This window comes from Colwellia psychrerythraea 34H, assembly GCF_000012325.1.
Classification (GTDB): domain Bacteria; phylum Pseudomonadota; class Gammaproteobacteria; order Enterobacterales; family Alteromonadaceae; genus Colwellia; species Colwellia psychrerythraea_A.
In genome coordinates this window covers 1,666,041-1,691,983 of the sequence record NC_003910.7, presented here as the reverse complement: position 1 = coordinate 1,691,983, position 25,943 = coordinate 1,666,041, and the positions used below count along the sequence as shown (strand labels likewise).

Below are 25,943 nucleotides of genomic sequence, written 5' to 3'. Positions count from 1 at the left end.
GCTAAAATTGTGTAGCGAAGCGAAACGTAGCCAACTGTTACGTGTCCTTGTTTATTTTCTTTTTATGTAGCTACTAGTTACCAATGCTTTTTACGATCAATATAATATTTCATTGTTGCAAATATATAAGCCAAGAGAAAGAATGCTGGAGTAGCAAATATATCTGGCTTTACAATCCAAGTTAAAATGCCCAATGCCAAACAAAGAAACTCCATAGTTAAAACCTGCTTTCTCGCTTTAACACCCCAGAAAAAAAATTTCACTAAAAATGATTCTGATTTCCATGATTCCGAACTTTTATCTATCACAATGATTTCCTCTTTTAGTTTAGAAATATCTATTTCAAAAACAGAGGCGAGTGATTTTAGAGATTCAATACTAGCTTTATTACCACTTTCAATTCGCTGGATTGTTCTCGTACTTAATCCAGCCATTATTGCAAGTTGCTCTTGAGACCAATTCCGTTTCTCTCTTAATTTTTTAACTATCATAAAATACCCTCGTCCATCTGTGAGGAAAATCTAACTTGAAAATATCATTGGCGGTTACGAAATCAACCTGACAGTGGCACGACACGTCTCGATTTAGCTACATAACGCCCAAATAACAGGCTAAGTAATGGTTGGCTAAAATTGTGTAGCGAAACGTAGCCAACTGTTACGTGTCCTTGTTGATTTGCTTGTTAAGCCTACGATGCAACATCCCATCGGAAAAGACCTTTAATATCGAGGTTGGCACCTAAACGCTCATAAAACTTGATTGCACCGTGATTGTCTTGTTCAACTTCCCACTTGATTCGACTAGCACCTTTAGCTAAACATACTTCTTTAGCTTTAAGCATTAATAATTCGCCTATCTGCTTACCTCTGAACTTTTCCCATACGAATACATCATCAATATTCATATAAGTTGAACCAAGCCAAATTGAATAATTCCACGTGTAAGAGCAATATCCTGCAACCTCACCATCAATTTCCGCTAACAGCACGCCAAATGATGGGCTATCTCCAAATCCAGAATTGATTAATTCATCTTTAGTAGTTACTACGTATTGCTCTTGGTCATGATGCTTTGCGATAGCAATAATCAAATCATGCACAATACCAATATCCGATAGTGTCGCTTCTCTAACAATTACCACTGAAATCTCCGAGTAGGTTTAACGCCCTGTTAACAGGCAATAAAATAGTTGGTTAAAATAAGCGACGAAGGAGCAAAAACCAACTGTTTTTTGTCCTTGTTTAACAGCTTGTTAGGCATTTATTCTACCGGAGTTACAATCTGTATTTTTTTATCTGTCTCAGGGATATGCACAATTACGTTATGTAATGACCATGCTTCCATTTCCTTATATGCCAGGACATAAACATCAGCTTCTCCTTTAGGCCCCGAAATAGAATATTGTAAAGATGCCTCTCCTTTAGCTCCTGAAGTCTGAATACTCCCCATAACAAAGTAACCAGCTTCAATTGGTTCGCCGACAACCTCAATGACCTCAGTGTTTTGAGATATAGAAACCATTGATTGATCAAAGGCTTCACCTTTAAGCATGCTTCCGATAAGAGTAAAAAATAAGGGGAAAACAACAAATAATAAGATTAAACCAGCATTACGCCATTTTCTTTGTGTTTGTTTAAAGTGCTCAATATCTCTCCATGTTCTATTTCTCCATGCCCATTCATTTCCTTTGGCACCAAGCATAAAAAGCATTACGATATTAACCAAAGGAACAAACATTAAAAAAGCTATATAAGTGCTATTGCCTATTCCCCATATCCAATTAAGTAGAAATGATCCCCAATTCCATCCCTTTAGTTCTGGAGGTACGACAGAATCTTTTCCTAAACCTGAAATATACTCTTGTTCTTGATTCATACTTTAAATTTACTCCAATCCTTGGCTAAATGCCTAACAGCTTATTATGTATACGTCTTAGTAACACACGCACCATAAATAACATTTAATTTACATTAATATCCCATATTTTCAAAGCATTAGAAACTAGTAATGTTAAATCACATGTGTATTAAGGCGTGTTACTAAGACGTCTCAGTAACACGCCTTAAGCACAAAACAAACAAAACATCATAAATTCAGGTGGTTAAGTGACTGTATTGAGTATTTATCATAATAAATGGTGTGTTACTAAGACGTCTCAGTAACACACCATGAAAAATCATACAGACTTCCATAGAAAGGGAATTACATCGTTTACACTAGTAGTTAATTCATTAGAAAATATATGGCAATATTTTTAGCTGTAATGTCAGCAATGCGCACTTTTTTGACGTTAGATTTTGGTGAGGGCAAAACTACCAGTGTTCATTGTCCTAAGGTCACTAGCTGCCACAAAGCGGTCATTAGGTTACTAGCGTCGAACAGCACTTTGGATTAGATTTTGTATCGATAACGCCGCATTAAGCGGACTAAAATTGTTGGTTATAATGTGGAGCGAAGCGGAACCTAACCAACTGTTTTAGTTCCGTTTAAATGCCTTGTTATAAGGTTTTGGATAGCCACTCTTCTTTTGTTATTTTATAAAGAACGTGCTCTTTCAATTTAATATTATTAACTAATGGGTGTTGGAAGTTTTGCTCTGTATTGGTCATTTTTATACGCTCCATAACTTTCACCGAAGGTTTATTCACAACTGCTGTAAATGAAACAACACTAGCAATATTTAAGTCACTAAATGCAAACTCTAAAACTTTCTCAGCAGCTTCTGTAGCATAACCTTTACCCCAAAATTTTTTTGATAAACGCCAGCCAATTTCTGTTGCTGGACTTATTTCAAGTTCTGCGGGTGAATTATGTAAACCAACAAAACCCATAAATTTATTCGATTGCTTTTCTTCTACAGCCCAAAGTCCCCAACCACGTTCAGATATTAATTGCGAAAGTTTTAAAGCTAAATTGGTACTTTCAATCTCAGTTAAAGTGTTTGGAAAGTATTCCATTACATCTTTACATGCGTTTAACTCTGCAAACGGAATATTATCTTCGCTCTTCCACTGTCTTAAGATCAAACGTTCTGTCGCTAAACTTTTAATTGGATTCATATGCAAACTCGATTGACCTTATAACAGCTTATTATGGAGACTTCTCAGTAATGTCCATCCCATAACTTTAATTTAATTCGTATTAATATCCCATATTTTCAGTGCCTTATAAACTAAAAATATTTTATTTTTGTTAGGTCTTGGATATTACTGATACTTCTCAGTAATATCCAACATAGAATTAAAGCCTATTTCAAATAATATCAATTAGTTAGGGTTTAGAAATGTTGATTTTTATTTATTACTGAGACTTCTCAGTAATATGACACAGTCAATTCATTAGAAAATATATCGCAAATATTTTGAAGCTAACTTCCGCTTAGCGCACTTTTGAGAAGTTTATAAAATGAGATTGTAGGACGTTTTCTAAAGAGAAATACCTGATAACTGGATCATACTATCGTGCCTGCATATACATTCGTTATAAATATAATCCAACCATAAATCGACCACACATATTAAGCTCAACAGTTTATCTTAGGTATTTCTGACCAGTTACTCGTAGAGCGAGGTGATAAGAAGTTTCGCCTCATGGCCCACTTTTCATTTTTTTCAGCGATAGCCACTTCAACAGCCCCACGACCATAACGATGATTTATTTGGTCATAGCATTTCATTAAAGGCGGGTTATTCACACTAAGACTAAACATATCTTGTTGCTGAAATTGACTATTCTCTAATTCAACGCCACCTACTCCACAGCGATAAAAGCTAACACCTTGTCTATAAATATTATCAAATACGTAAGAAATAGCACCGACTAGCTTTAAGATATTGTCAGTCGCAATGGGAAACTCATAAATGACCGATTTTTTATAGTAACTGTCATCATGTGGCGAACTTGATGCAAAAATAACTAAGCGTTTAATCAAAGAGCCTTGTCGTCTAACTTTTGCCCCTACAATACTGGCGTGACTTGATAGTGCAGCTTTGAGTGCATGACCGTCGGTTACTCGTTGCCCAAAACTACGTGTAGAAAATATCTCTTGTTTGTCTTGCCCTATTTCATCCCATTGTAAGCACGGCATGCCGTTCAGTTCATTCACTGTACGTTCAACGACCACACCGAACTGACCTCGCATTGCTTTAGGTGATTGATTAGCTAAATCCCAGCCATTTTTAAGCCCTAATATACTTAGCCGTTTACCCAACTTGGAGCCAATACCCCAAACCTCAGTGAGCGACATTCTAGAGAGGATTTCTTTACGAGAGGCTTTATCATCTATCACAGCGACACCATCAAAACCTGACAGCTTTTTAGAGGCATGATTCGCTGCTTTGGCTAATGTTAAGGTTGCACCGAAACCAACACCAACGGGTAAACGTGTTTCTCGCCACACCGCCTTACGTATTACATGGCCGTATTCGTGCCAGTTATCAACACAGCTAAAGTTTTTGAAATGTAAGAATGATTCATCAATAGAATAGACATAATGGTTATCTGAGTAACGCGCAATAACATTCATCATTCTTTCACTTAGGTCTGCATACAGTTCATAGTTTGAAGAACGAACAACGACACCGTGCTTTGCTAGAAAAGACTTAACCTTAAAATAGGGGACAAATTTAGGTACACCTAGCTGCCTCGCAATAGGACAGACAGCACAAATACAGCCGTCGTTATTCGTTAAAACGACAACAGGTTTATGCCTAATGCTTGGGTCAAAAACCTTCTCTGCACGTGCATAGAAAGAAACAGCATCAACTAACCCAAACATGACAGCAGTACGGGGAGTTTTTTGTGCAACCTGAAGGAAACATTTACTACTCCTTCTATTTGAAAGTCATCGCTTTCGCTTATTTTAATGGGCTTGTGTTCGTCAGAGGCAGATAACAATAATGCATTATCGGTATCAATTATTTTGCACACAAAGCACCCATTAAAATTTGCTACAATGACAGAGCCATTACTAATATGCTCCACCCTATCAACAACAAGCACATCGCCATTAAAAATCCCTCTGCCTTCCATTGAGCGTCCATTAGCGAGACCAAAGAAAGTCGCATTAGGGTGCTGAAGAAGTAACTCCTCTAATGAGAGATTTAGTTCTCGATATTCTGCTGCGGGTGATTCAAAGCCGGATATTCCTGCTTCAATGTAAACGGGTATTACTTTCATAAAAAACCAACGCTATACTGTACATAAATACAGTATAGTGTTTTTTGGCTATATTTTGAAGTGCGATCATCAATTAGGTATTACTAAAAACAATAGCGCAGTAAAGTATTGCTGGTGAATTAGACTTAATACTTTGATGTTAAATAGTATTAAGGTAAGTTGGGCGTTATTAGGTTGGTTTTAGTTCCTGTGGGTTTTCAACGTGAGTTTCTATGAACTTATTAGCAAGAGAAGACCTAGAAGCCAAAGATATCTCTCTAAACATTACTGCCAAACCAAAACATTTATTCGGTACTTATAACATGACACTCAAAAACTTATTATTCCCCTGTGTACTGCTCAGCCTTATTTTACTCTTACCTGAAGCTAACGCTGAAACAATTAAAAAATCCAAATCAGGTATATGCCACGACCTAAAAAGCCCATATTACAAACGTACCAAGAATTTTACTTCGTTTATTAGTTTAGCGTCGTGTATCGAATCTGGTGGTCGACTACCTAAAAATTCTTCCTCTACTCCCGCTAACACTCAGAAACAATCAACTATATCGTCAAATTATTCACGAAAGATGTTTGGGCATGGCTGGGCTGACAGTAACAAAGACTGTCAGAATTCAAGAATGGAAACACTCATCGCTTATTCCTTGTCGCCTGTTCGGTTTAAAACAACAAAGGAATGTGAGGTAGTATCGGGAAAGTGGATTTCACCCTTTTCAGGGAAGACTATATATGCAGCCTCTGAGATAGATATTGACCATATTGTATCGCTGAAGTGGGCGTGGGTTCACGGTGCAAATCACTGGACTAAAGCCAAGCGAGTGAAATTTGCAAATGACCCTGCAAATCTTTTGAGTGTAGAAGCTAGGTTAAATAGGCAAAAGGGATCTAAGGGGTTAAATGCGTGGTTACCGCCAGCGAATCAGTGCCAGTATATATCTCGATTTATCAGGGTTTATAAGGCATACAACTTAGAGCTGAGCAACAAAGAGCAAGTGATTTACGATAAAATAATGAAGCAACACTGTCACTAATGAGACTTACATCGCCCTACTTTTACATAAGGCTGTTTTTATAGAGCTCAATAAATTTGAGCTCTCCTGCGGTATATTTACCTCTTATACCGAACAAATAATCTATCAAATCGTGTTTCAGACTCTTTCAACGTTTTATCATAACTATTAAGAAAACCGTCTAATGCATGCAAAGGGGAATTACGAGTAAGCCCTGTATGAAAATCACTACTACCGTAACAGATGATTTTTAAGACGTGCTCAACAAAAACTTCACGAACAATGTTTTTATCTTCACAAAACAAGTCTAGCCTTTCGAATAACTCTTCATCGCCGGAGATTTTTAATTGTTTATGCTTAGATGAGAATAATTTACGTGTATCAAATTGATGCTTAACTGCTTCAGGGTAGTTTTTACCTTTGTGCTTAAATTCTCTCTTAACATGAGTCAGTTCTTTGTCTAAAAATAAGCAAAACCACACTTTCTTAACCAAGCCATATTGTTTAGTTAAGGTATTAAAGTCTTCTACTAATTTTGAATGGACTCTGAATGTACAAACTTTGTTCATTACCTAACCACCAACATATACCTTTAGGTATATAGAATATTTCAGATTAAAAAATTTGTTCTTTATTCCTAATAGCTATGTAAGAACATGAATATAAAGAGGTATATTTTAAAATATTTTTTTTAAAAGCAGAGTCTAACACGTTTTAAAAAATACTTAATTAATTAAAACTTAAAAGCATTACCGTTTGATATATATATACAAACTCAATCGTAGCCATTTTCCGTCTATTTTTCACCCAGCTTTACAAATCCAATTTTTAACGATTTACTCCCTTTTCAACTGTAGTTTTAAAACACAGAAAGTGCCCTTTACAGTCAAAGCTCGAACCGAGACTCACTGGGGCAACCTTTAAACGTAACGCAATAAAGCTACACTTATTGGACTTACTTTTGTTTTAGGAAAAATGTAATTGTATAAAAAAGCCACTAACTAAAGAGGGTAATAAGATGGGTGATAAAAAATATCTCTATTGTGCAAACAAAGGCAGAATCGATGTTTATTGCCATAAGCTTGGAATAAAATTATGGACACAAACGTCGCATGAAGCTGCCTTTGTTTTGATGCTTGATAATGACCCAAAAGTTAAGTCTTTCTCTTCGCAGCCAGGGAAATATGCCTACAAGGGCAAAAATTTTCAGCCAGACTTCTTAGTTGAATACACAGATGGAAGATTCGAGTTCATCGAAGTACACTCTAGAGAAGACAAAAGCGAGAAGTTTAAAGCGCGAATTGCCCTATTTACCGAGGGCTTTAAGGAGAAACTTGGTGCTGAACTTACGTGTAAATATAACGACGAGATAGACTTTCAATACATCAGAAATATTGAGCACTTATCTCAATACAACCGTATGACCGACACTGACATTGATAATATATTACGCGTCGCCTGGTTTTTTCCTCAAAACATCACTTTAGGTGAAGCTGAACACCACTTAAAGCAACAGCTCGGATTAGGGTTTTCTATGAGGGTTTTAATGTGGTTACGCTTATATGATTTTGACTGGTATACAAAAATCAATGCAAACACCCCCTTAACGAGAGCGACAGTATAATGAGCTCCAGACCTTCGTTCAAGTATCGTGAATTCAATATTCCCAATCATGGGCTGTGTCGAGTTATCCAAGATAAAAATGAAAAAATTGGGTTCGAAGAGGTCGCTAACACACAAAATGCTTACTATGTTTCTCGTGATTATTTTACCAGTAACTTGAATGACGATGTGATAACGGCAGCGCCCGCTGCTAATGATGAGGTTATCCTTACAAACCGCATTAAGCGTCACGTTGAAAAAAGGAAGCATACCTTAAATATCTTGGAAGAATTGGTCATTAATGGTCATAAAGCGACCTCTGAAATAACTTATGAACTACTTAAACAACAACTACTCAAGCTATATGGTGAAACTGAAACAATCTGGGCCCACTCAACAGTTTGTGAGTGGTGGCGTGAGTACAAGAAAACAAAAAATATTGCCAAGTCTGTTGGTCAAGACCCTGTAGTAAGAAAGCGAATTTCAGAACGACAAGAAGAGCTGATTTTTAAACATTTAGAAACTGTATTCTTAACAAAGGATACCTTTAGCGATAGTGTAAGCGAAGCACATAGTAGTTACTCTAAAGATGAATATTTTGAAAATTCTGACGAAGAACCTGTCTCTTACTCAACATTTATTCGAAGACGAAACGAAATACTCGATGTAATAAAGGTGTTTGCTACAGGAAGTGATGCTGAAAAACGACGTAAAGCCTATAGATATAAAGGAAAAATGAAAGTTGAAAGGGTCTTAGAGCGTGTTGAACAAGATGCCTCTCCCTATAACCTTTCGCTATTAGACGATAACGGCAAGACAACAGAAGGAGTGCAACTTTTTGCAGCAGTAGATTGTAAATCCAACTACCCAATGGGCGTTTATGTAAAGTTTGGCAAAGGCGAGAGCTCGGAAGATTACCAAAGATTATTTAGGGAGATAATCACAGGAACTTGCCCAACTTTAAATGCGAATGGTATCCCCTATTGTATCGTGGGTGATAATAGTGGTGGCGCAAGAGCTACAAATACTCGCGAAGTTTATCATAACAGCAAAGTTAAATATCACACGTTGTCACCACATACCCCATGGGGTAAAGGTCATATTGAGGGTTTATTCAATATTTGGGAAAAGAATTTTTTTCGTAATTTTTCACATGTGTATACTGATACCAAAGGAAATAAGGTTCAAGTAACAGGCATACCTGGTTACTTACCTGATTCTGAGGATTATCGAGTTCATAAAACGCAGAAAGACCGAGCTGTCATGAAGAAGAGTGAGTTCTTAAGGTGTTTAAATATCTATTTAAGCCAATATATAAACACCACGCAACCTGAACTTGGTGGTAGAACTCCTCAGCAAGTATGGAATGAAGGTATTGCTGAGCAAAACCCTCCTAAATTGACAGTGAATGATTTAAATTATGCGTTTATGTTGTCGTCTACTTCTGTTGATAGAACGCTTTATGAGACAGGCACCGTCTATTTTGATAATGCATTTTATCAGCATGAGGAACTGAAAGATCTTCATAACGAGTTAAGTACCAAGGGCCACAAAGAGATAATTGTAAACGTTTATCATAGTCGCTGGGATGTTAGGACAATCAAAGTGGTTGGTCAAAACCCGACAGGCCAAGGTACTGTAGTTATTTATCCAGAGCGTATTACTCATCTAGAAATGGACTCTGAAATACCATTTGGAACGGATAAACCAGTTAAGGTTGAGAAGCCTTACTTTCCTCCTACTGAAACTGATGCGCCGTTAGATAAAAAGAAAAAGGAAAAGAAAAATAAAGCTGAAGAGACTAAAGAAGAAGATTTTCAAAAGCGTAAAGTAGAAGCATTTGACTTAGACAATCAGATAGTACCGAGCTTAAGTGCAATGATTCAGGCAAGCAATGCGATATTTAACACGTCTGTTCCTGTTAACTCTACTGCAAACTTCTTTATGAAAAGGCGTAATAAAAGGAAAGAACACAACATCGAGAATGACCTTCAAAGTAAATTGTTTGATGAGCATGAAAACCCTCCTACAGAGTCAGACTTGAATAAGTGGGGTTATGATGAAGATATTAAAACATAGCTTATTTACCTCGGTGGTGAATAAAATGAGATTAATTCACCACCAAGACGATACGGCTAAGCTTAGCCTTTTAATTACAGGCATGTCAGGAACAGGTAAATCAACATTAGTGGATTGGTATGAACAACAATATCCCGTTGAATATACGCCAGAGGTAACACTTAAAAGAGTCATTTGTGTTCACCTAACTAAACCCAATAGCCCTATCAATCTACTTGAGCAGATAATCAATGCAATGGGGACTTCGTATATACCTAGGCGAAGAACGTTAAACAAACTGCTCCATCAACTAAAGTGTTTATTAGAAGCATGCCAGACAGAGCTAATCATATTGGATGAGGCACAAGAGTGCCTCCCAGATTCCGATGGTATAAAAGCTCAATCAATGGCGAAGGCATTTGTTGCAATTATCGATAAGTGCAACGTCCCCCTCATCCTTATAGGTACGCCAGCGCTTAAGCGATTACTCAAACTAAAATACCTCGCTGATGTTAAAAACATTTCCCGAGAGGAGCAGCTATCTCGTCGATTCATTGCTCCGTGCCAGTTAAATATATTCCTTAGCCATTGTGATGCCTGGGTAAATGTCATTAATTTTTTCGGTAAAACAAAAGGACTAAGAAATCTGAACACCAAAGATGCTGACATCTTAGATAGATTATATGTAGCAACTTATGGCCGTATCGGCCTAATTAAAAAGCTTTTTGCCTTTACACAACTCAATGAAACATCAGACTTACAAGCTACTTTCTACGACGCGTATGAACTTGTTGATACCACGGGAGAAGCAAACCCATTTAATCAACAGGACTACACCTACGCTGCCATCATTAAAAAGGCAGAAAACATTGAAAGAATTTACTTCACTCACAATAAGACTCATCCCTCAGAAAAGAGAGTCGCTGATAGGTTATTTCATTAGGCTTGCGCATGCTAATGGGTTATCTACCGTCTATGATTTAATATCTACAGTCCAACTTAGCCGTTTAGTGCAGGCAAAGTTATCTATTAGTGACTCACTTTGGTTGAATCAAATTTTAGGTAGAGAAACCACCTTTGAGAGTGAGATACCTCCACTAAAAAGCAATCAACTTTATGTTTCTCACCGCCTGCTAAAACCTAAAGTATGCATATTCTGCTTAAAAGAAAATGGTATCCATAAAGATAACTGGCAGCATGCCCACCACTTAGTGTGCGAGATACATGAAACCCTGCTGATTTCAACATGCCATACCTGCAAGGCTCCACTAGAGTGGGACACCGCATTACTTGGCGGAAGGTGCGCAAATAAGGCATGTAACGAACACTTAATCTTGGAAGATACCGCACTACCCTCGTTATCCGCTAAACAAATTGACGACTGTCTATTGGTTGATTTAATAACTACAACTCAGGCCAAGTGCTTAACTCAAAAGCGAGTCTACTGCGATGTGAAAGATATAAATAAAGCCCTATACCAAAATTGTCAGCGCCTAAATGATAAGGACTTATTTTATAATCAGGTAATCAAGCCTGTACTATCAAGCGACCTCTGCACCTCTGCTTACCCTATAAGCATAAAAGTCCTCCCATTGAGTTTTATAATAAAACACTTAAAGGAGGACTGGTCTGTGCTTCTTTGGCTGAAGGCTTATATTCAAACAGGTACAAGAAACCTAGGAAATAATGAAACCTTTCCTGATGTATGGATGAAAGTACAAGACATATCTGAAGTATTGGAGCTATCAAGGGAAGACATCAAGCACCTATATAAAACAAAACACTTTAAATCTAAAACTGGTGCTCACTTCATCAATAACAGTTCAATTTTGGAGTTGTCTGGTTTGTTCAGCGCATTACAGTCAACCCCAACTGAAATGCAAAAGCGCTTTCTTAGTTACTCAGAGGTAATCATCAACACTAAGGCCTATCACACGCCTATATTCGCCATTATTTATGCAATGCTAAGTGGTAGGCTAAGTTATCACTATTACACTAATAGAACGCTACTGTGTTCGCTCTTTGTTGATGAGGGTGAAATAACAGAGTTTGCTAGAGAATGGTTATTAGCTCATAAAGAAACCTGCATGACGATTAGGGAATTCATCTCTCTTTTTGAATTAAATTCTAATGATATTAGTGAGCTTTTCAATGCAACCGCCGACATCAATAAGCCTGTTAAACTGTCCAAGCTGAAAGCTATCGTCTTACCTAATTACCTCCACAAATTAACTTTCAAAAACTGACTGGCAACTTGCTTAAGCTAAGAGAATAAATCTGACTTAAAATATATAACGCCAGAGAATTACTGCTGTTGCCACATTCGAGACATAATTACTTTCACCACAAAGCCGACCTAATTCACCAGTTAACATCAGACAAATTCATAATTATTATGTTGATAATTTTAGTGTCAGGTTGTTTTACAGTATTACTCTGCGGAAATTATCGTTGATTATCACGCTATTGATATCATTAGATATTGCCTAGACGGTATACTTTTTGCTGATCTTTAACACATGGATAATAGGCTACGCTCTAAAATTGATACATTAAGGAATAAAATGTTAAAAATAATAACTCAGATGGCGCTAACAGCAGTAATTGGTTTAACTTTATCAATACCTGCCAATGCAGGCATCATCATCAACGAAATATTTCAAAACCCATCTGTGGTTACTGATTCTAATGGTGAATGGTTTGAGCTATTCAATTCAGGTTTAACTGATATCGATATAAATGGATGGACATTTGGTGATAATGATATTGATAGTCAGGTCGTTAATAATGGTGGTTCATTAATCATTTCATCTGGTGGCTTTTTGGTTTTAGGTAGAAACGCCGATACCTTAACCAATGGTGGTATATCTGTAGATTACCAATACAGTGCAGTATTCTTGGCAAATGGCGCTGACGAATTAGTTTTATTTGATGATGTATTGAATGAAATTGACCGTGTAGAGTGGGATGGTGGTCCAGTATTTCCTGACCCTACTGGTGCCTCTATGGCACTAACATCAATATCGCTTGATAATAACTTAGGTAGCAGCTGGGAAACATCTACTTTTTTACACGCAAGTGGCGACTTTTCGACTGCTGGAAGATGTAATGATGATGTTGGCCAAGTATGTAGTGTCTCAGTACCTGAGCCATCTACACTTGCTATTTTTGCATTAGGAATGATTGGTTTAGCGTCACGTCGCTTTAAGAAATAGTCTTAATCATTTAAATTTTTTCTATAAAACATCAATTGTAATGATTGGTGTTTTTTTTGTTTCTGGTAATTAGATAAAAGGTTATTTCACATTTAAATCATCGCCATAAGATAACTAATAAGCTCTCTACTGGCTTAACCAAGCGTAAACAAACTATCACCACCTTGAATATTATCAACCGTGAACTAAAGTTGAAAGTAGCAGTTAACTTTCAAGGATTGAATGAAATGCCTCAACAATTTCCACCACCAGCACTAATAGCAACTTGGCTTAACGTAATACACAGCAAAACATGCCGAATGCTATCGTGATCGAACGCTCGTACACACTTTGTTATTACTTTGGATCGATTGACTTAGCTTATAAGTACGTTGAGCAGAATGGGTTTTACCAACAAAAAGTGTAATGAGTTATCTGTAGAACGTTCAGTTCGTGCACCGTAATAGGAGAACAGCTGATATCCATATTGGAGACATGACTTCTTTTGCCACATTCGAGACATTAGCAACAATCTACTAGAATTGAATTCGGATTAGTTTTCATATCGATAACGCCCAATTAACAGGCAAGAAGTTGTTGGCTAAAGCAAGCGACTAAGAAGCAAAAGCCAATTGCTTTTTATTCTTGTTTAATTAATTGACTTTCTTTTCGCACTCACCCAAAAATACAATGTTAGTTGCCGTTAAATGCAAGGTATAGCTCACAAGAGTTTCTGATACACTCTTGATTTCGGATCCTTGTCCATGACCACCTTCTTTGTTTCTAACCGTTGGAACACCACTTTCAAGCAAAGCTCTAAACTGACTAAATTGTTCTTGCATGTACGTAGGTATAAGCCCATTTGTTAAGCATACATTTATTAATTTTTTTGCCGCATCGTTTTTCCCAAATTCCCAATCATGCTTTTCACATATAGCTTTCATTAAGCTTTCAAATGACTTTAAACAATCTACAAGAGCTTCTTTATAACGCTGGCTACGATAATGAGTATGTGCTGATAAAAACTCATTTCTAGCACCTGCAAATATGGCATCACCTTGTAAAATATATAAAGCTGGCTTTACAACTTCACTGTGAATAAATTGAGAATCGATTTTTATAATTTCACCAGATACAAACTCATAGCCCACACCTTCATCTTTAAATCTTTGATTTAACTCTATAACAGCATCTTCAGCTAATTGTGTAGTTCCTTCTTCACGTGAGAATTGGTATTGTTTTTTTCTTACATGAATATCAATAAATTTAAATGTTAATTCAATAACATCTAAACATTCATCTATATCACCGCTATCAAGAAAATGGTTATAAACAGCGTTAAAATCACTTATGTTTGATATTTTTGCTAAAGAAAAAACACCATATTCCTTACAAAGGATTTCATGGATATCATGATAGACAGTCTCAGAATAACCCTCTCTACCATATGAAGCGTTCGTTCCTACTGTTTGTTTAATAATATGTACTATTTGAACCTTTAATTTTTGCGGAATATCTTCGTATTGATATACATCAGGAGTTTCCCCGTTGTTTTTTCTTTTTTTCGTTGAATAAAGTTCAAAGATTGCCATAAATACTCCATTTTGGGCACATACATAGAGAGAAAGTTAACGCCTATTTAAGGGGCTGATAATAGTTCGCTAGAATTGGTAGCGTAGCGAAACCAAGAAAACTGTTAACAGTCCCGCTTGAAATTCTTTTTAGGTTTTTGTGCATGGGAACGCTTTTTTAAGTCCTTTTATCACAAGTGATGCCGCACCTTTATTCCATTTTTCAGGATTGTTTTTTATGTACTTAGACACAACAGCAATAGCTTGCCCTCTGGTTACTCCAGTGCTTAAACAAAAAGCATATTTATTACCAACATCAATAACACCTGAAACATAACCTTTGTACAAACCGGAATTAAAGTCAGGTTGTTTTTTATTTTCACTAATACTTAGCCATTGCTGTAATTCATTTCCAGATGTAAAGCCTGCAAGTGAATTAGAGCTGATAAAGATGAAGCTAACAAATAAAATTAATTTCTTCATAACACAAAAATTTCCTATTAACTCAGAAAACACCTAACAGCAGGTTAGGAGGCATGGTACCTTATTTAAACAAGCTATCATGGCTTTTCTAATTTATTGAGTTCAACCATAACGGTTAATTCACTGATTTTCAATGCATTAACAAGAACTAGGTTTCATGCCCTAAGTGAAAAGAAGGCGCTATACCTTTTTTCTCATGAAAAGTCGTAGTCTCTGGTGGAACTATACATAAAATCAGCTACATCACAGACATAATTCATTAGAAAACATATGGAAAAATATTTAAAGTTAATGTCAGCAATGCGCACTTTTTTGACGTTAGCTTTTGGTGAGGGGAAAGTTACCAGTGCTCATTCTTTAAGGTCATTAGCTGCCACGCAGCAGACTTAAGCCCATAATAATTTCAGTGTCATTCGAAAAGCGATTAAAGGACTTTATTTTAAATTAGCAGTTAAACAAAATGTGTTACAGGTTTGCTTTTGGCGAGATCCTATATCTCAGAAGTTCGAGCTAATAGCTGTAAAAAATCATCTGCTGGTATAGGCCTTGAGAAGTAATATCCTTGACCATAATCACATCCAGAATCAAGGAGTAATTTCCTTTGCTCCTCTGTTTCGATACCTTCAGCTATCACTTTTAATCCTAGCTTCTGAGCCATTGTGATAATAGCTTCTGACAAAATCATATCCTCTGAACCCTGCGCTAAGTTTTTAGTAAATGACTGATCTATTTTTAGGTAATCAAGCTCAAATTTTTTCAAGTACGAAAGTGATGAATACCCTGTTCCAAAATCATCCATAGACAGTTTAATATCAGCAGCTCTAAGCCGAGATAGCTTCTCCATTGTGCTGGTATTATTATTCATTAACAGACCTTCGGTTATTTCAATAACAATGTTTTTCCCTGATAATTGATTTTCGGTAAGGTAGGTTAACCAATCTAATTGACTTACCGTTTCTCTAAATTGTACGGGTGATTTGTTGATACTGATTTGTATATCTAAACCAAGCTGTTTTTTACATTCTTTAATGTGCTGAACGGTTTGTTTAAATACCCAATCACCTATTTCTATGATTAATCCAGATTCTTCTGCTAGCGGAATAAATTCTGCGGGACTCACCATGCCTCGAACGGGATGTTTCCAGCGTAAAAGGGCTTCTGCTTTACGAATAATACCTGTCTGTAATTCAATAATAGGTTGATAAAACACGGCGAGTTGATTCAAGCTAATTGCTGTACGCAAGTCATTCATTAATTCTAACTTATTTTGAGCTTGCTCCTGCATTGATGCGGTAAAATAACAAAATTGATTACGACCGAGATCCTTGGCAAGGTACATGGCTTGGTCAGCATTTTTTAGTAGTTCCAACGTGGTACTTGCATCATTTGGATAGATTGTGACCCCTAAACTAGCAGATATATATGTATACAACTTAGAAATACAAAAAGGTTGGCTTAAGGCGAGTAATACTTTCTGACAAATAGATTCAACATTATATATTTCTGATAAGTCAGACAAAAGAATTGTAAATTCATCACCACCTAATCGTGCAACTGTGTCTACTTCTCGAACACAATGAGTAATTCGTTTTCCAGCCTCAGTAAGTAATTGATCACCAAAGACATGACCCCTAGTATCATTTATATTTTTAAAGTTATCTAGGTCAATGAAAATTAGAGCGAATTTTTGCTTCTTACGATGAGAAACCTTAATTTCTTGTTCCAACCTATCAATAAACATTCTTCGGTTGGGCAGATTAGTCAGGCTGTCATAATTAGCTTGCCTTAATATCAGTGCATCTTTCTTTTTCTTTTCTGTTATATCTGAAAACAATGCAATTCGTCTGAAAACCTTGCCATCATCATCATAAATGGTGTTAATTGAAAGCCATTCAGGATACTCATCCCCATTTTTTCTGGTATTCCAAATTTCCCCCTGCCATGTTCCGGTTCGTTTTATTTCTTCCCACATTGACTGATAGAATTGTAGGCTTTGTTTACCAGAACTAAATATCTTAGGATCTTTCCCGATTAATTCACTTGTGCTATAACCCGTAATATCAGATAAAGCAGGATTAATCGCAATAATCTCATTATTAATATTGGTAATCATCATCGCTTCAGAACTATTTTGATATACTATGTCTGCAAGCTTTAAATCATCTTCCTGTTGACGTTTATTTGTTATATCTTTGCTGATACCGATCAAGCCAACAACCTTACCTCGTGTATTTTTCAATTTTACTTTAGTGATTTCAAGAAGGTATGGTTTTGCATTTAAACGGGGGATTGTTTCATAAGAAACATGAGCCAAATCTTGTCCTAAAGCAGCTCTATCAGAGTCTAAGCAATTATGTGCTATTTCACTTCCTAATAACTCGGCTAAATTAGATGAAGGTGTATTAAGCATATCTTCTTCTTCTATTCCCACTAAATTACAAAATGTCTTATTAACGAAATGATAACGACCATCCGTACCTGTAAACCAAATTCCTATGGGTGAATTATCAATAATAGCGAGCAGTCTTGTGCTTATTTCTTCTTTCTCAATCAGTAAATTTTGAAAGGATGAAGCCATCTCATTGAATCCGAGCGCTATACTATTGAGCTCATCACGAGTATAAAGCGTTACGCGAGCATCAAGATCACCACCGTAAAACTTACCCGTAACTTTAGTTAAATAATTGATACTTCTTATTGTTGAGAAATACAATCCTATTAAAAAGTACAGAACAATAAGAAATAGCGTTGACGAAAAGCCAATGCTCACAATTAATTCAGTGTTTGCTTGTTTAACACGGTTTTTAAGCAAATTACTTAGTGTAAAAGAAAGTGAGTTATCTAAAAATTGATACCCTATATCAATGGCGGAAGTAGATAGTTTATAAAGCTCAAGAGAACTCAAAGAAGTTGAATCAGCTAAGATCCCATCTAAGGTTAATTGGATATGCTGCTCAATTGTTTGAATTAGCGCTTGAGCAGAAATTTTTTCTCCATCCGAAAGCAATTCCCTTTTAACCTTGTGCATATTTCCTTTAAATACAGCCAGAGGTACAATCGTACTTGAGAAGTATTTATCTATTTTCTCTCTTGATTTCTTATTTTTATTAACTAAATATGAAGCACCAACGGCACGAGCTTGTCCGAGTAGCTCCAACGTGATGGGTATTGTGAATAAATAGCTATTTGTTAAATAATATGAATCAAGATCATCCATTACAAGCAAGTAGTAATAGTCAGCCACCCTGAGCTGTAAAGAATTTATATTTTGAATTAATTTTGTATGTAAATTAAAATTTTCATCTAGTTCTAAAGTAATTCCCTTAGTATTTAAATATTTCCATTGCTCGATAATAGTAGACCATTTTGCTATTTTCTTTAACTCGAAAGGCAATGCACTGCTTATTTTTAGAAAGTTATCATTTACTTTTTTATTCACTGATATCTGACCATTAGCACTATTATAAACACCTGCAATAACAGCTGCTGAAATGCCTCTATGTTGTTGTAGTGATTGGATCAGTCTTGATGTATTTTGTGTCTGATGTAATCCTGTTAACTGCTGATTAGCGGTACTAATTGATCCAGACAAATAAGAGATTAAAGAAATTGAAACAATCAATAACGCAAGGAGTGAAAGCCCTCCAATTACTATGAACTTGCGAGAGTAACTCAAATTGTTCATTAAATTTATAGCGGGAGTAAATAGTTTTTTCACAAAACAGTCCTGAAATACATAAGTGAATAAAGTAGGGATAACTTAATGGCAGACGAAAAGGCGAACAGCTTGGATAGTATCCCTATCTACATCTTGGTAGAACGCAACGATATTGATACAAGCTCATGATAAAAAATAATTTTACTATTTAAATGTATCACTTAATGCATCTATTATCGCTGCATTTTCATACACATCAACACCACTTTTATTGACTTGCTGCGCCAATACAGCATTATTTTTGGATATTGCATCAATGTTAAGGATACTTTGATTTATTTGATTGGCTACCACACTTTGTTCCTCTGTTGCCGTTGCTATTTGAGCGGTCATATCACTGACATCAGTAACATTGATGATAATACTTTCCATTGCATATTTAATATTCACAGTATCTTCTGAGCATTTCTCAGCGTTAGATTTATTCACAAGCATTACCTTACTCCATTCTTTTAAGGTTGTTTGCAACTCTTGAACGGAAGCCTGAATTTGAACAGTCGCATCTTGTGTTCTACTTGCCAGTGTTCTTACTTCATCAGCAACCACGGCAAAACCACGGCCTTGTTCCCCAGCTCTTGCAGCCTCGATGGCAGCATTCAAAGCTAATAAGTTGGTTTGATCAGCAATCCCCTGGATTTCAGACATAACTTTAGAGATTTTATCGACATCTGTTACTAAAGCTATTGCATTAGTCGCTGCGTTTTCGACATCACCCGTTAGATTGAGTATTCTATTTTGGCTAACTTCAATAACGTCAATATTTTGTTTACATTCATTTTGAATATTTATAACTTTGTCATGAGTATGAGTTGTATTACTACTAACCTCATCAATCGTTGCGCTCATTTCAGTAATTGCGGTAGCAAATTGCGCTAAATGGGAGTTCTCTTCATTAATACCTTCAAGCATTTCGCTTGATACTTTTTCCAATTCGCTTGCTAGATTAACAAGCACTCGTCCCGAATCACTACTTCTCCCTAATATAGTCCCAACCCTTGCTTTATAGAGTTCTACGGGGTAATTAAGAATATTTGTCAGCCCTTTCCCTGAATATATAATGCGAGACGGACTATCAAACAATAGTTTAATTTTTTTAGCAGCCTTTGGAAAAGCTACTAATTCTTCGGTAAAAGTTATAAAAACCAACATAAAAGACATTAATAAGGTAATAATTGAGATGATAGAATCAACGTATATCCAGTCAACCAAGCACGCAGATATAATAATTATTGTTGCGAAAAGACGTTTTATGCTGATATTCGCTCTTATATCACTAATTGATTTACCTCGATTTAATTCGTCATAAAGTTGTTGAGCTTTTACTTTCTGATTTTCGGTTGGGCAGGTTCTTACCGATTGGTAACCTTTTATAGCGCCATTTTCATATAAAGGCGTCACATAGGCATCAACCCAATAAAAACCACCATTTTTACATCGATTTTTTACCATACCTCGCCATGAATCACCTTGTTTAAGTTTCTCCCATAAATCAGTAAACGCTGCCTTAGGCATATTAGGGTGGCGCACAATATTATGATGTTGTCCTACTAACTCCTCAAGTGCGTATCCAGCAACCTCACAAAACTCTGAGTTTGCATAAGTAATTCTGCCATCTAGATCGGTAATTGATACTAATTGGACTGTATCAGCAAACCTTACTTCATTATTATTGAAACTATTATTCATTATTATTTAATTCCTGTTGAATTGTAATATCACTAAAAATAACAAGACCATCTCTAAACTATGACTAATCCTAATTGCCATAAATCTTATTAATTAAAGTAAAAGTAGCTCGTTATGTGATTGTATGAATCATTACAATATTTATTTATCTTTGTATTAGTCATGTCATTCTGTTCAGTTAATTTTCAATCTTTTTTGAATCTAATGACATTCGAGTCTGTGTTAATAATTCATATGAAGTGTATGGTTTTGAGATAATGGGAATATCTGAATAATTGCCTTTGGAAATATTAATATAACCATCAAAGCCAGTAGCAAGTATGATGGGAATGTTAATATCCAAAGCCCTAACTTTTTCAATGAGTTGATAACCAGTTGTTTTTGGCATAATTACATCACTAATAATCAAGTCGATATTGTGTGCTGTTAGGCAAAATAGTGCATCTTCACCAGAACTTGTTTGAAAAACGGTATAGCCTTCATTTTCAAGAATAGTTTTTGCTAATAGTCCTAAGGAGAATTCGTCATCAACCACTAAAATATTTTCTTTCCCTTTTAAAGAGATATACTTACTTTTACTCAGTACATTTTTACTCAGTACATTTTTACTCTCTTTAGGTTTGCTTCTTGGTAAGTAAATGTTAATTGAGGTACCCATGTTGGTTTCTGAATAAACGTAAATGCTTCCCTGAGAAGAAGTAATAAAACCATAAACTTGTGATAAACCTAGACCAGTACCTTCATCGCCCTTAGTCGTGTAAAAAGGTTCAAATATCTGGCGTTTAACTTTATCGTTCATTCCACATCCGTTATCCGTGATGGTTAAAGAAACAAAATCTCCCGCGGTTAAATTATATCGTTCAGCTTCAATAGCTGAAAGTGTTACGTTTTGAGTTGATATTGATAATAATCCGCCATTTGACATGGCATGTTTGGCATTAATACATAAATTTAGAATCACATCATCAAACGCACTTATGTCGATTGTACTGCACCATAAATCGTCTGCTAATGTGTAATTTACGGTTACTAATACTGTAAGTGTTTTTGCTATCATTCCTTGAGTAGCCGTTAATAAATCATTAATATTACACACTGTACTTTTCTTACTTTCTTGTTTTGAAAAATCCAACAATTTACGGGTTAACTCACTACCACGCTCACTCGCAGTAATAATTTGCCTACAATATTTAGATAGCTTTGGGTCTTGTCCTAATTTTAGTTCTAATAGTTCGCCAAAACCCGACACAATGCCCAATAGATTATTAAAATCATGAGCAATGCCTCCGGTTAACTTTCCTAACGCATCCATTTTTTGTATACGCTGCAACTTGTTTTGCTGTTCAGTAAATAGGCTTAGATCATGGCAAGTGCCAACATAACGAATATTATTATTTTCATCTGGGGATAGTTCAGCAATGCCTAAGTAAATAGGAAATTCTTGCCCATTTTTTTTAATAGCTATCACTTTACGGCCAATACCTATAATTTGTGCTTCTTTCGTTTGGAGATAATTTTCTAGATAAGTGTCATGTTTAACGGCTGTTGATTTTGGCATTAATAACTTAATATTTTCCCCCAATAGTTCATCAACCGAATAACCAAACATTTTTTCAGTCGCGGCATTTACACTTAAAATAATTCCTTTACTATTGATGGTAATAACAGCGTCAATTATTGCGTTTATAATCTCTCGTTTTTCTGTTTCTTTTTGAGCTAAACGTTTTAGTTGCTGTCGCTCTTGAGTGATGTCTTTAACAATGGAAATAACACCTATAGCAGCTCCAGAATCATCTTTAATGAGTGAGTTATGCCATTCAGTTAAAATAATATTCCCATTTTGTTTAATTAACGAATTAAAGCCATGTTCGCCTCCTTCGTTAACCAGTAAATCAGAACATGTCTTGTTAACTCTTTTTTGTTCATTAATAGGCACTAAGGCTGAGATAAAGTCACACTGTTTTAGCTCATCTTCGGTATAATTTAGCATGCTGATTGCTGATTGATTACACTCAAGTAAATTAAACCCCAAATCCCATTTAAATAACGCTAGGGGTGCTTGTTCACTATATAATTTTAAATGTTGTTGCGCTTCATAATGGGTGTTATGAAGAGTTAGGTGTTTTAATTCACTAGAGATTTTTCCGGAAAAAATCTTTAAAAGATCCTCCCAATATGTATTCTTATTAATATCTTTGGTGAACAATAAAATCAATCCGCCAATAGTTTTCTTATTAATGTCGAAAATTGGCATTCCGATATAACTTTTAATCTTTTTTTCTATAAAGAATGAATCTTTTGGGAATAACGTTTGAACATCTTGATAGACATAACAAGCATTACCATTTATATCTTTTACAATATTTGCACATGGGGTATGTTTAAGGTTATAGGTGAAATTTTCAATTATTTGGTTGTAGCAACAATAGGACACTGTTTTCATTTTCAAGCCATCATCAAAATTATTCAATCCAATAAAAACATGCGCTGCTTCAAATAATTCAGCAATTTTTAGCGTGACATTATCAAAGAAACTAGTGTCATCATCAGAAAATATCAAGTTAGCGGTATCTGATATATTCTTGAGTAAATAATGCTGTTCGGTTACATCGTTCATTGAAACGGTAACGAGTCTTTTAGATCTATATTTAAATTCAGATATATCATAGCTAATCGTTAATTCATTACCCTGATGATTTTCGAACTGGACAATATGATTTTTTAGTGTTTTGTTCTCTTTTAAACGCTCAATGACAAATAAGAATTTATCTTTACCAAGCCATGTGCAATCTTCAAATACACTTTTAGCCATTAAATTATCTTTAGTATCACCTAGCAGAACACAGGCTGTTTGATTGATTTTTTCCCGCATACCCGTTTCTAAATCAATGATTTGTATACCTATAGGGCTAGAGTCAAATACAGCCGAGACTAAGCTGTCATTTTCAGGTGATTTAAACATTGGTTTCACTGTTGATTTGAAAAAGTAATATAAATATGTCAAACACTATCGAGACACCGAACAAGTTATCATCAGTGACTCAAAAAAAACGATTATAAACGATAATTACATGCATGCAATCGATAAAATCGATATTTAGTATTGATGTGGAAAATGATAAGATTAAAAAAATTAATAGATTTGACAGAAATCAATAATTAAATTTAGATACATGCTATAAATGTATTCGTTAATAAACTATTACGTAGCTAATTACTTTAGTATTTTTGAGAATTAAAAGTTGAATAAACTAGAAAAATTACTTACTCCAGCCCAAGTTGGGAAACTGTTAAGCGTATCTCCTATAACTGTTAGGTTCTGGGCTAAAGAGGGGCGTTTAAAGTTTACTACAACCCCAGGAGGTCATCGCCGATTTGAACTCTCTGAAGTAGAAAACTTAGTTGGAAGTAAACTTGTTGCTAAAAAAGATAAAACTATCATCATAGTCGAAGATGACAAACAACATGCCGATTTATTAGTTGAATTTATTGAAGTTCTATATCCAAAGTTTGAGGTTAAAGTTGCCTATAGTGGCTTTGAAGCAGGAAGCATGATAGAAAAGATCAAGCCAAGTATTATCTTTCTTGACTTAGTTATGCCTGATATTGATGGTTTTGCTGTGTGTAAACATATCAGATCAAATGAAGCCTCTAAAAATACTCCCATTATCGCTATGTCCGGCCTTTCTCAACAAGAAAATATAGAAAAGGTTATTGCATCAGGTGCTAATACCTTTTTAATGAAACCAATAAGATTATCAGTATTAAAGCAAGCTGTAGACTCGTTTATAGTAGACTAACTTTTATAAACCTCTACAGCTTTAACAGAATAGATAAAAACAACGCGTTATCCTATTTTTATTGGAGTGAGACAATAAATAATCGATAAGACATTAGTTATAAAAGTCAGACTAGAGCACATCATGTATATTCCCCCCCCCTGAACCACCATTCCGACATATTGAACCACTAAGGTCAATTTTGGGGGAGCAGTAAAACATCTAGATTGGAGCACGGTGAATTTCCTAGAGAAGTACAGAGGGTAATGCTCACTTTTGGCTATCAGTTGACCTAAAGAACAACCAGTAGCTAACGTCAGCAAAGCGCACCAACTTGTCGTTAGGATGTTTTTGAAATATTGAATTTCTAAAGTAAAACTTAATGTTTATGTACTGGACTGATCTAAGGGCAGTAGCTGCCACAAACCCGACCTAAATTATCACTCGAATTAACCTCACCTAAGCGACAGTTAAGAGCGATTGTCAGGCATTCATTCTAATCATGGCAGATTCGCCATAATTAGAATCGCTTATACAAGGTATTCAAACATTACCTAGAAAACAATAGGTCAACAAGCTGTTGACTAATTTAAAAGTGCAACAGCTTGTTGCACAATATATAACAACTAGGAATACCCGATTGTCCAACAGCCTGTTGGACAATCGAATTCGATACAATTAAAGTCCTGACCTAAACTGGTCGAATTCGACCAGTTTAAATTAAAAATCACAAATTTGATCTCAAGTTCCGCTTATGGCTATCAGTTGACCTAAAGATCAACCCATAGTTAATGTCAGGAATGCGCACGAAAAAGTCGTTCGCTTAGCTTTGCATTGGTTGACTTCAAAGTGCCAAACACCAGAAATGGAGTAATCATAAACTCAGTTCAGGTTACCCCCACATAGTAAAGGTTTTACTATTATTTTTAGTAAAGAGTAGTAATAGGTCATATTGAAACATTGGACTTTAGGATGCATACAAGATAATCATGTTGTTCGCTAACTATTCATCAGGAAACAAATGATGGAGATTATCGAAATCTGGAATCTTACTTTTAATGGGTCTGACAGCTAACTCCAACCCAAGACCATTTATGTATTTTTCATATACTCTAAGAGAGCCACTGAACTTTCCATTCTCTATTTGAGAAATAATGGATTTGTTTACATTAGTCTCTTCAGCTAAGACCTTTTGTGTTTTGCCTAGCTCCTTTCTTTTTTGAGCAATGATTTTACCACTTTCAATTCGTGCAAACATAATGCCTCCTTATAACCCCTCTTTACTGTTTACCATATAGTAAACATCCGTTGTCATCAAAGTGTTATTTACTATATAGTAAACTATTGAGGTTGCTAGACTTGTTTCTACTCCCAAACTTTAGATGAAACCTAAAAATGGGTAACTCCATACGATTTATCGTAGTCACTCTAAAGTCGCTCAGTCTTTAGCTAGCTTAGTAAATATCCTATATCTAAACCTACTTATACTTGTATGTATTATTAATACCAAAACGCCTTAACTGTATTAACTGATGAACATTAATTATGGGAACGAATGAAAATGTCTAAAAACATCCAGAATCGAATGAAAAAAGACAAAAGTGGTGAATCCTTAACTCACTGAAAGATAGGAAACAGTAATGAACCATATTATGGCGATGAAA

General features: G+C 35.6%; 20 protein-coding genes. 7 read left to right on the top strand and 13 right to left on the bottom strand.

Annotation, left to right across the window (positions count from 1 at the left end; translation table 11 throughout):
- Nucleotides 1–77: 77 nt before the first annotated feature.
- The 6 genes from CPS_RS07285 to CPS_RS07260 all read right to left on the bottom strand — a co-directional run bounded on the left by CPS_RS07285 (nt 78) and on the right by CPS_RS07260 (nt 5,178).
- Nucleotides 78–491 (bottom strand): helix-turn-helix domain-containing protein, encoded by a 414-nt coding sequence (locus tag CPS_RS07285; RefSeq protein ID WP_011042473.1) that lies wholly within the window; start codon nt 489–491, stop codon nt 78–80.
- Between the two features lie 197 nt (nt 492–688).
- The gene (locus tag CPS_RS07280) at nt 689–1,141 is read right to left on the bottom strand and encodes a GNAT family N-acetyltransferase (RefSeq protein WP_011042472.1); all 453 of its coding nucleotides are present in this window, start codon (nt 1,139–1,141) and stop codon (nt 689–691) included.
- A 119-nt stretch (nt 1,142–1,260) separates the two neighbouring features.
- Nucleotides 1,261–1,875, bottom strand: coding sequence for a cytochrome c oxidase assembly factor Coa1 family protein (locus tag CPS_RS07275; protein ID WP_011042471.1), 615 nt, complete (start codon nt 1,873–1,875; stop codon nt 1,261–1,263).
- A gap of 623 nt (nt 1,876–2,498) precedes the next feature.
- Nucleotides 2,499–3,059 (bottom strand): GNAT family N-acetyltransferase, encoded by a 561-nt coding sequence (locus tag CPS_RS07270; protein ID WP_011042469.1) that lies wholly within the window; start codon nt 3,057–3,059, stop codon nt 2,499–2,501.
- A 464-nt stretch (nt 3,060–3,523) separates the two neighbouring features.
- Nucleotides 3,524–4,777 carry a Y-family DNA polymerase gene (locus CPS_RS07265; protein WP_011042468.1) on the bottom strand — a complete coding sequence of 418 codons (1,254 nt, stop codon included), beginning with the start codon at nt 4,775–4,777 and terminating at the stop codon, nt 3,524–3,526.
- Entirely contained in the window at nt 4,765–5,178 is a 414-nt protein-coding gene (locus tag CPS_RS07260; RefSeq protein WP_011042467.1) for a LexA family protein, read from the bottom strand. The genes CPS_RS07265 and CPS_RS07260 overlap by 13 nt, the downstream gene beginning before the upstream one ends.
- A gap of 212 nt (nt 5,179–5,390) precedes the next feature.
- On the opposite strand from CPS_RS07260, the gene CPS_RS07255 reads away from it, so the two are divergent.
- A complete protein-coding gene (locus CPS_RS07255; RefSeq protein WP_011042466.1) occupies nt 5,391–6,209 on the top strand; it encodes an HNH endonuclease family protein in 819 nt (272 codons plus the stop codon).
- 77 nt (nt 6,210–6,286) lie between these two features.
- Here CPS_RS07255 and CPS_RS07250 read toward each other — a convergent pair whose 3' ends face one another.
- A complete protein-coding gene (locus CPS_RS07250) occupies nt 6,287–6,757 on the bottom strand; it encodes a hypothetical protein (RefSeq protein ID WP_011042465.1) in 471 nt (156 codons plus the stop codon).
- 449 nt (nt 6,758–7,206) lie between these two features.
- Between CPS_RS07250 and CPS_RS07245 the strand changes: the two genes are divergently transcribed.
- The 5 genes from CPS_RS07245 to CPS_RS23865 all read left to right on the top strand — a co-directional run bounded on the left by CPS_RS07245 (nt 7,207) and on the right by CPS_RS23865 (nt 13,063).
- Complete coding sequence (locus CPS_RS07245; protein ID WP_011042464.1) at nt 7,207–7,812, top strand: hypothetical protein; 606 nt, start codon at nt 7,207–7,209, stop codon at nt 7,810–7,812.
- Complete coding sequence (locus CPS_RS07240; RefSeq protein WP_011042463.1) at nt 7,812–9,869, top strand: hypothetical protein; 2,058 nt, start codon at nt 7,812–7,814, stop codon at nt 9,867–9,869. Before CPS_RS07245 ends, CPS_RS07240 begins: the two co-directional genes overlap by 1 nt.
- Nucleotides 9,847–10,791 carry an AAA family ATPase gene (locus tag CPS_RS07235; protein WP_041736786.1) on the top strand — a complete coding sequence of 315 codons (945 nt, stop codon included), beginning with the start codon at nt 9,847–9,849 and terminating at the stop codon, nt 10,789–10,791. The genes CPS_RS07240 and CPS_RS07235 overlap by 23 nt, the downstream gene beginning before the upstream one ends.
- Nucleotides 10,718–12,094, top strand: coding sequence for a TniQ family protein (locus CPS_RS07230; protein ID WP_187148293.1), 1,377 nt, complete (start codon nt 10,718–10,720; stop codon nt 12,092–12,094). The genes CPS_RS07235 and CPS_RS07230 overlap by 74 nt, the downstream gene beginning before the upstream one ends.
- A gap of 318 nt (nt 12,095–12,412) precedes the next feature.
- A complete protein-coding gene (locus CPS_RS23865) occupies nt 12,413–13,063 on the top strand; it encodes a lamin tail domain-containing protein (RefSeq protein ID WP_011042459.1) in 651 nt (216 codons plus the stop codon).
- Nucleotides 13,064–13,695: 632 nt separating this feature from the next.
- Here the strand turns inward: CPS_RS23865 and CPS_RS07220 are convergent.
- The 5 genes from CPS_RS07220 to CPS_RS07200 form a co-directional block, all read right to left on the bottom strand.
- Nucleotides 13,696–14,634, bottom strand: a complete 939-nt coding sequence (locus tag CPS_RS07220; protein ID WP_011042457.1) for an STM4504/CBY_0614 family protein — start codon at nt 14,632–14,634, stop codon at nt 13,696–13,698.
- Between the two features lie 129 nt (nt 14,635–14,763).
- Nucleotides 14,764–15,096: a Rap1a/Tai family immunity protein gene (locus CPS_RS22820; protein ID WP_011042456.1), complete on the bottom strand. Its 333-nt coding sequence runs from the start codon at nt 15,094–15,096 to the stop codon at nt 14,764–14,766.
- 490 nt (nt 15,097–15,586) lie between these two features.
- Complete coding sequence (locus CPS_RS22815) at nt 15,587–18,814, bottom strand: EAL domain-containing protein (RefSeq protein WP_011042454.1); 3,228 nt, start codon at nt 18,812–18,814, stop codon at nt 15,587–15,589.
- 144 nt (nt 18,815–18,958) lie between these two features.
- On the bottom strand, nt 18,959–20,500 hold the full coding sequence (locus CPS_RS07205) for a methyl-accepting chemotaxis protein (RefSeq protein WP_011042453.1): 1,542 nt from the start codon (nt 20,498–20,500) through the stop codon (nt 18,959–18,961).
- Between the two features lie 178 nt (nt 20,501–20,678).
- Complete coding sequence (locus tag CPS_RS07200) at nt 20,679–23,462, bottom strand: PAS domain-containing hybrid sensor histidine kinase/response regulator (protein ID WP_011042452.1); 2,784 nt, start codon at nt 23,460–23,462, stop codon at nt 20,679–20,681.
- 280 nt (nt 23,463–23,742) lie between these two features.
- Between CPS_RS07200 and CPS_RS22810 the strand changes: the two genes are divergently transcribed.
- Nucleotides 23,743–24,300, top strand: coding sequence for a response regulator (locus tag CPS_RS22810; protein ID WP_011042451.1), 558 nt, complete (start codon nt 23,743–23,745; stop codon nt 24,298–24,300).
- A 982-nt stretch (nt 24,301–25,282) separates the two neighbouring features.
- On the opposite strand, the gene CPS_RS07190 is transcribed toward CPS_RS22810, so the two are convergent.
- Entirely contained in the window at nt 25,283–25,537 is a 255-nt protein-coding gene (locus CPS_RS07190) for a helix-turn-helix domain-containing protein (RefSeq protein WP_011042450.1), read from the bottom strand.
- Between the last annotated feature and the right edge of the window lie 406 nt (nt 25,538–25,943).

Excerpts from the sequence above, each read along its gene's own strand:
- CPS_RS07270 (WP_011042469.1), bottom strand. The coding sequence starts at position 3,059 with ATGAATCCAATTAAAAGTTTAGCGACAGAACGTTTGATCTTAAGACAG.
- CPS_RS07245 (WP_011042464.1), top strand. The coding sequence starts at position 7,207 with ATGGGTGATAAAAAATATCTCTATTGTGCAAACAAAGGCAGAATCGAT.
- CPS_RS07275 (WP_011042471.1), bottom strand. The coding sequence starts at position 1,875 with ATGAATCAAGAACAAGAGTATATTTCAGGTTTAGGAAAAGATTCTGTC.
- CPS_RS07200 (WP_011042452.1), bottom strand. The coding sequence starts at position 23,462 with ATGTTTAAATCACCTGAAAATGACAGCTTAGTCTCGGCTGTATTTGAC.
- CPS_RS07285 (WP_011042473.1), bottom strand. The coding sequence starts at position 491 with ATGATAGTTAAAAAATTAAGAGAGAAACGGAATTGGTCTCAAGAGCAA.
- CPS_RS07220 (WP_011042457.1), bottom strand. The coding sequence starts at position 14,634 with ATGGCAATCTTTGAACTTTATTCAACGAAAAAAAGAAAAAACAACGGG.
- CPS_RS07235 (WP_041736786.1), top strand. The coding sequence starts at position 9,847 with ATGATGAAGATATTAAAACATAGCTTATTTACCTCGGTGGTGAATAAA.
- CPS_RS07240 (WP_011042463.1), top strand. The coding sequence starts at position 7,812 with ATGAGCTCCAGACCTTCGTTCAAGTATCGTGAATTCAATATTCCCAAT.
- CPS_RS07190 (WP_011042450.1), bottom strand. The coding sequence starts at position 25,537 with ATGTTTGCACGAATTGAAAGTGGTAAAATCATTGCTCAAAAAAGAAAG.
- CPS_RS07205 (WP_011042453.1), bottom strand. The coding sequence starts at position 20,500 with ATGAATAATAGTTTCAATAATAATGAAGTAAGGTTTGCTGATACAGTC.
- CPS_RS07260 (WP_011042467.1), bottom strand. The coding sequence starts at position 5,178 with ATGAAAGTAATACCCGTTTACATTGAAGCAGGAATATCCGGCTTTGAA.
- CPS_RS07255 (WP_011042466.1), top strand. The coding sequence starts at position 5,391 with ATGAACTTATTAGCAAGAGAAGACCTAGAAGCCAAAGATATCTCTCTA.
- CPS_RS22820 (WP_011042456.1), bottom strand. The coding sequence starts at position 15,096 with ATGAAGAAATTAATTTTATTTGTTAGCTTCATCTTTATCAGCTCTAAT.
- CPS_RS23865 (WP_011042459.1), top strand. The coding sequence starts at position 12,413 with ATGTTAAAAATAATAACTCAGATGGCGCTAACAGCAGTAATTGGTTTA.
- CPS_RS07250 (WP_011042465.1), bottom strand. The coding sequence starts at position 6,757 with ATGAACAAAGTTTGTACATTCAGAGTCCATTCAAAATTAGTAGAAGAC.
- CPS_RS07265 (WP_011042468.1), bottom strand. The coding sequence starts at position 4,777 with ATGTTTGGGTTAGTTGATGCTGTTTCTTTCTATGCACGTGCAGAGAAG.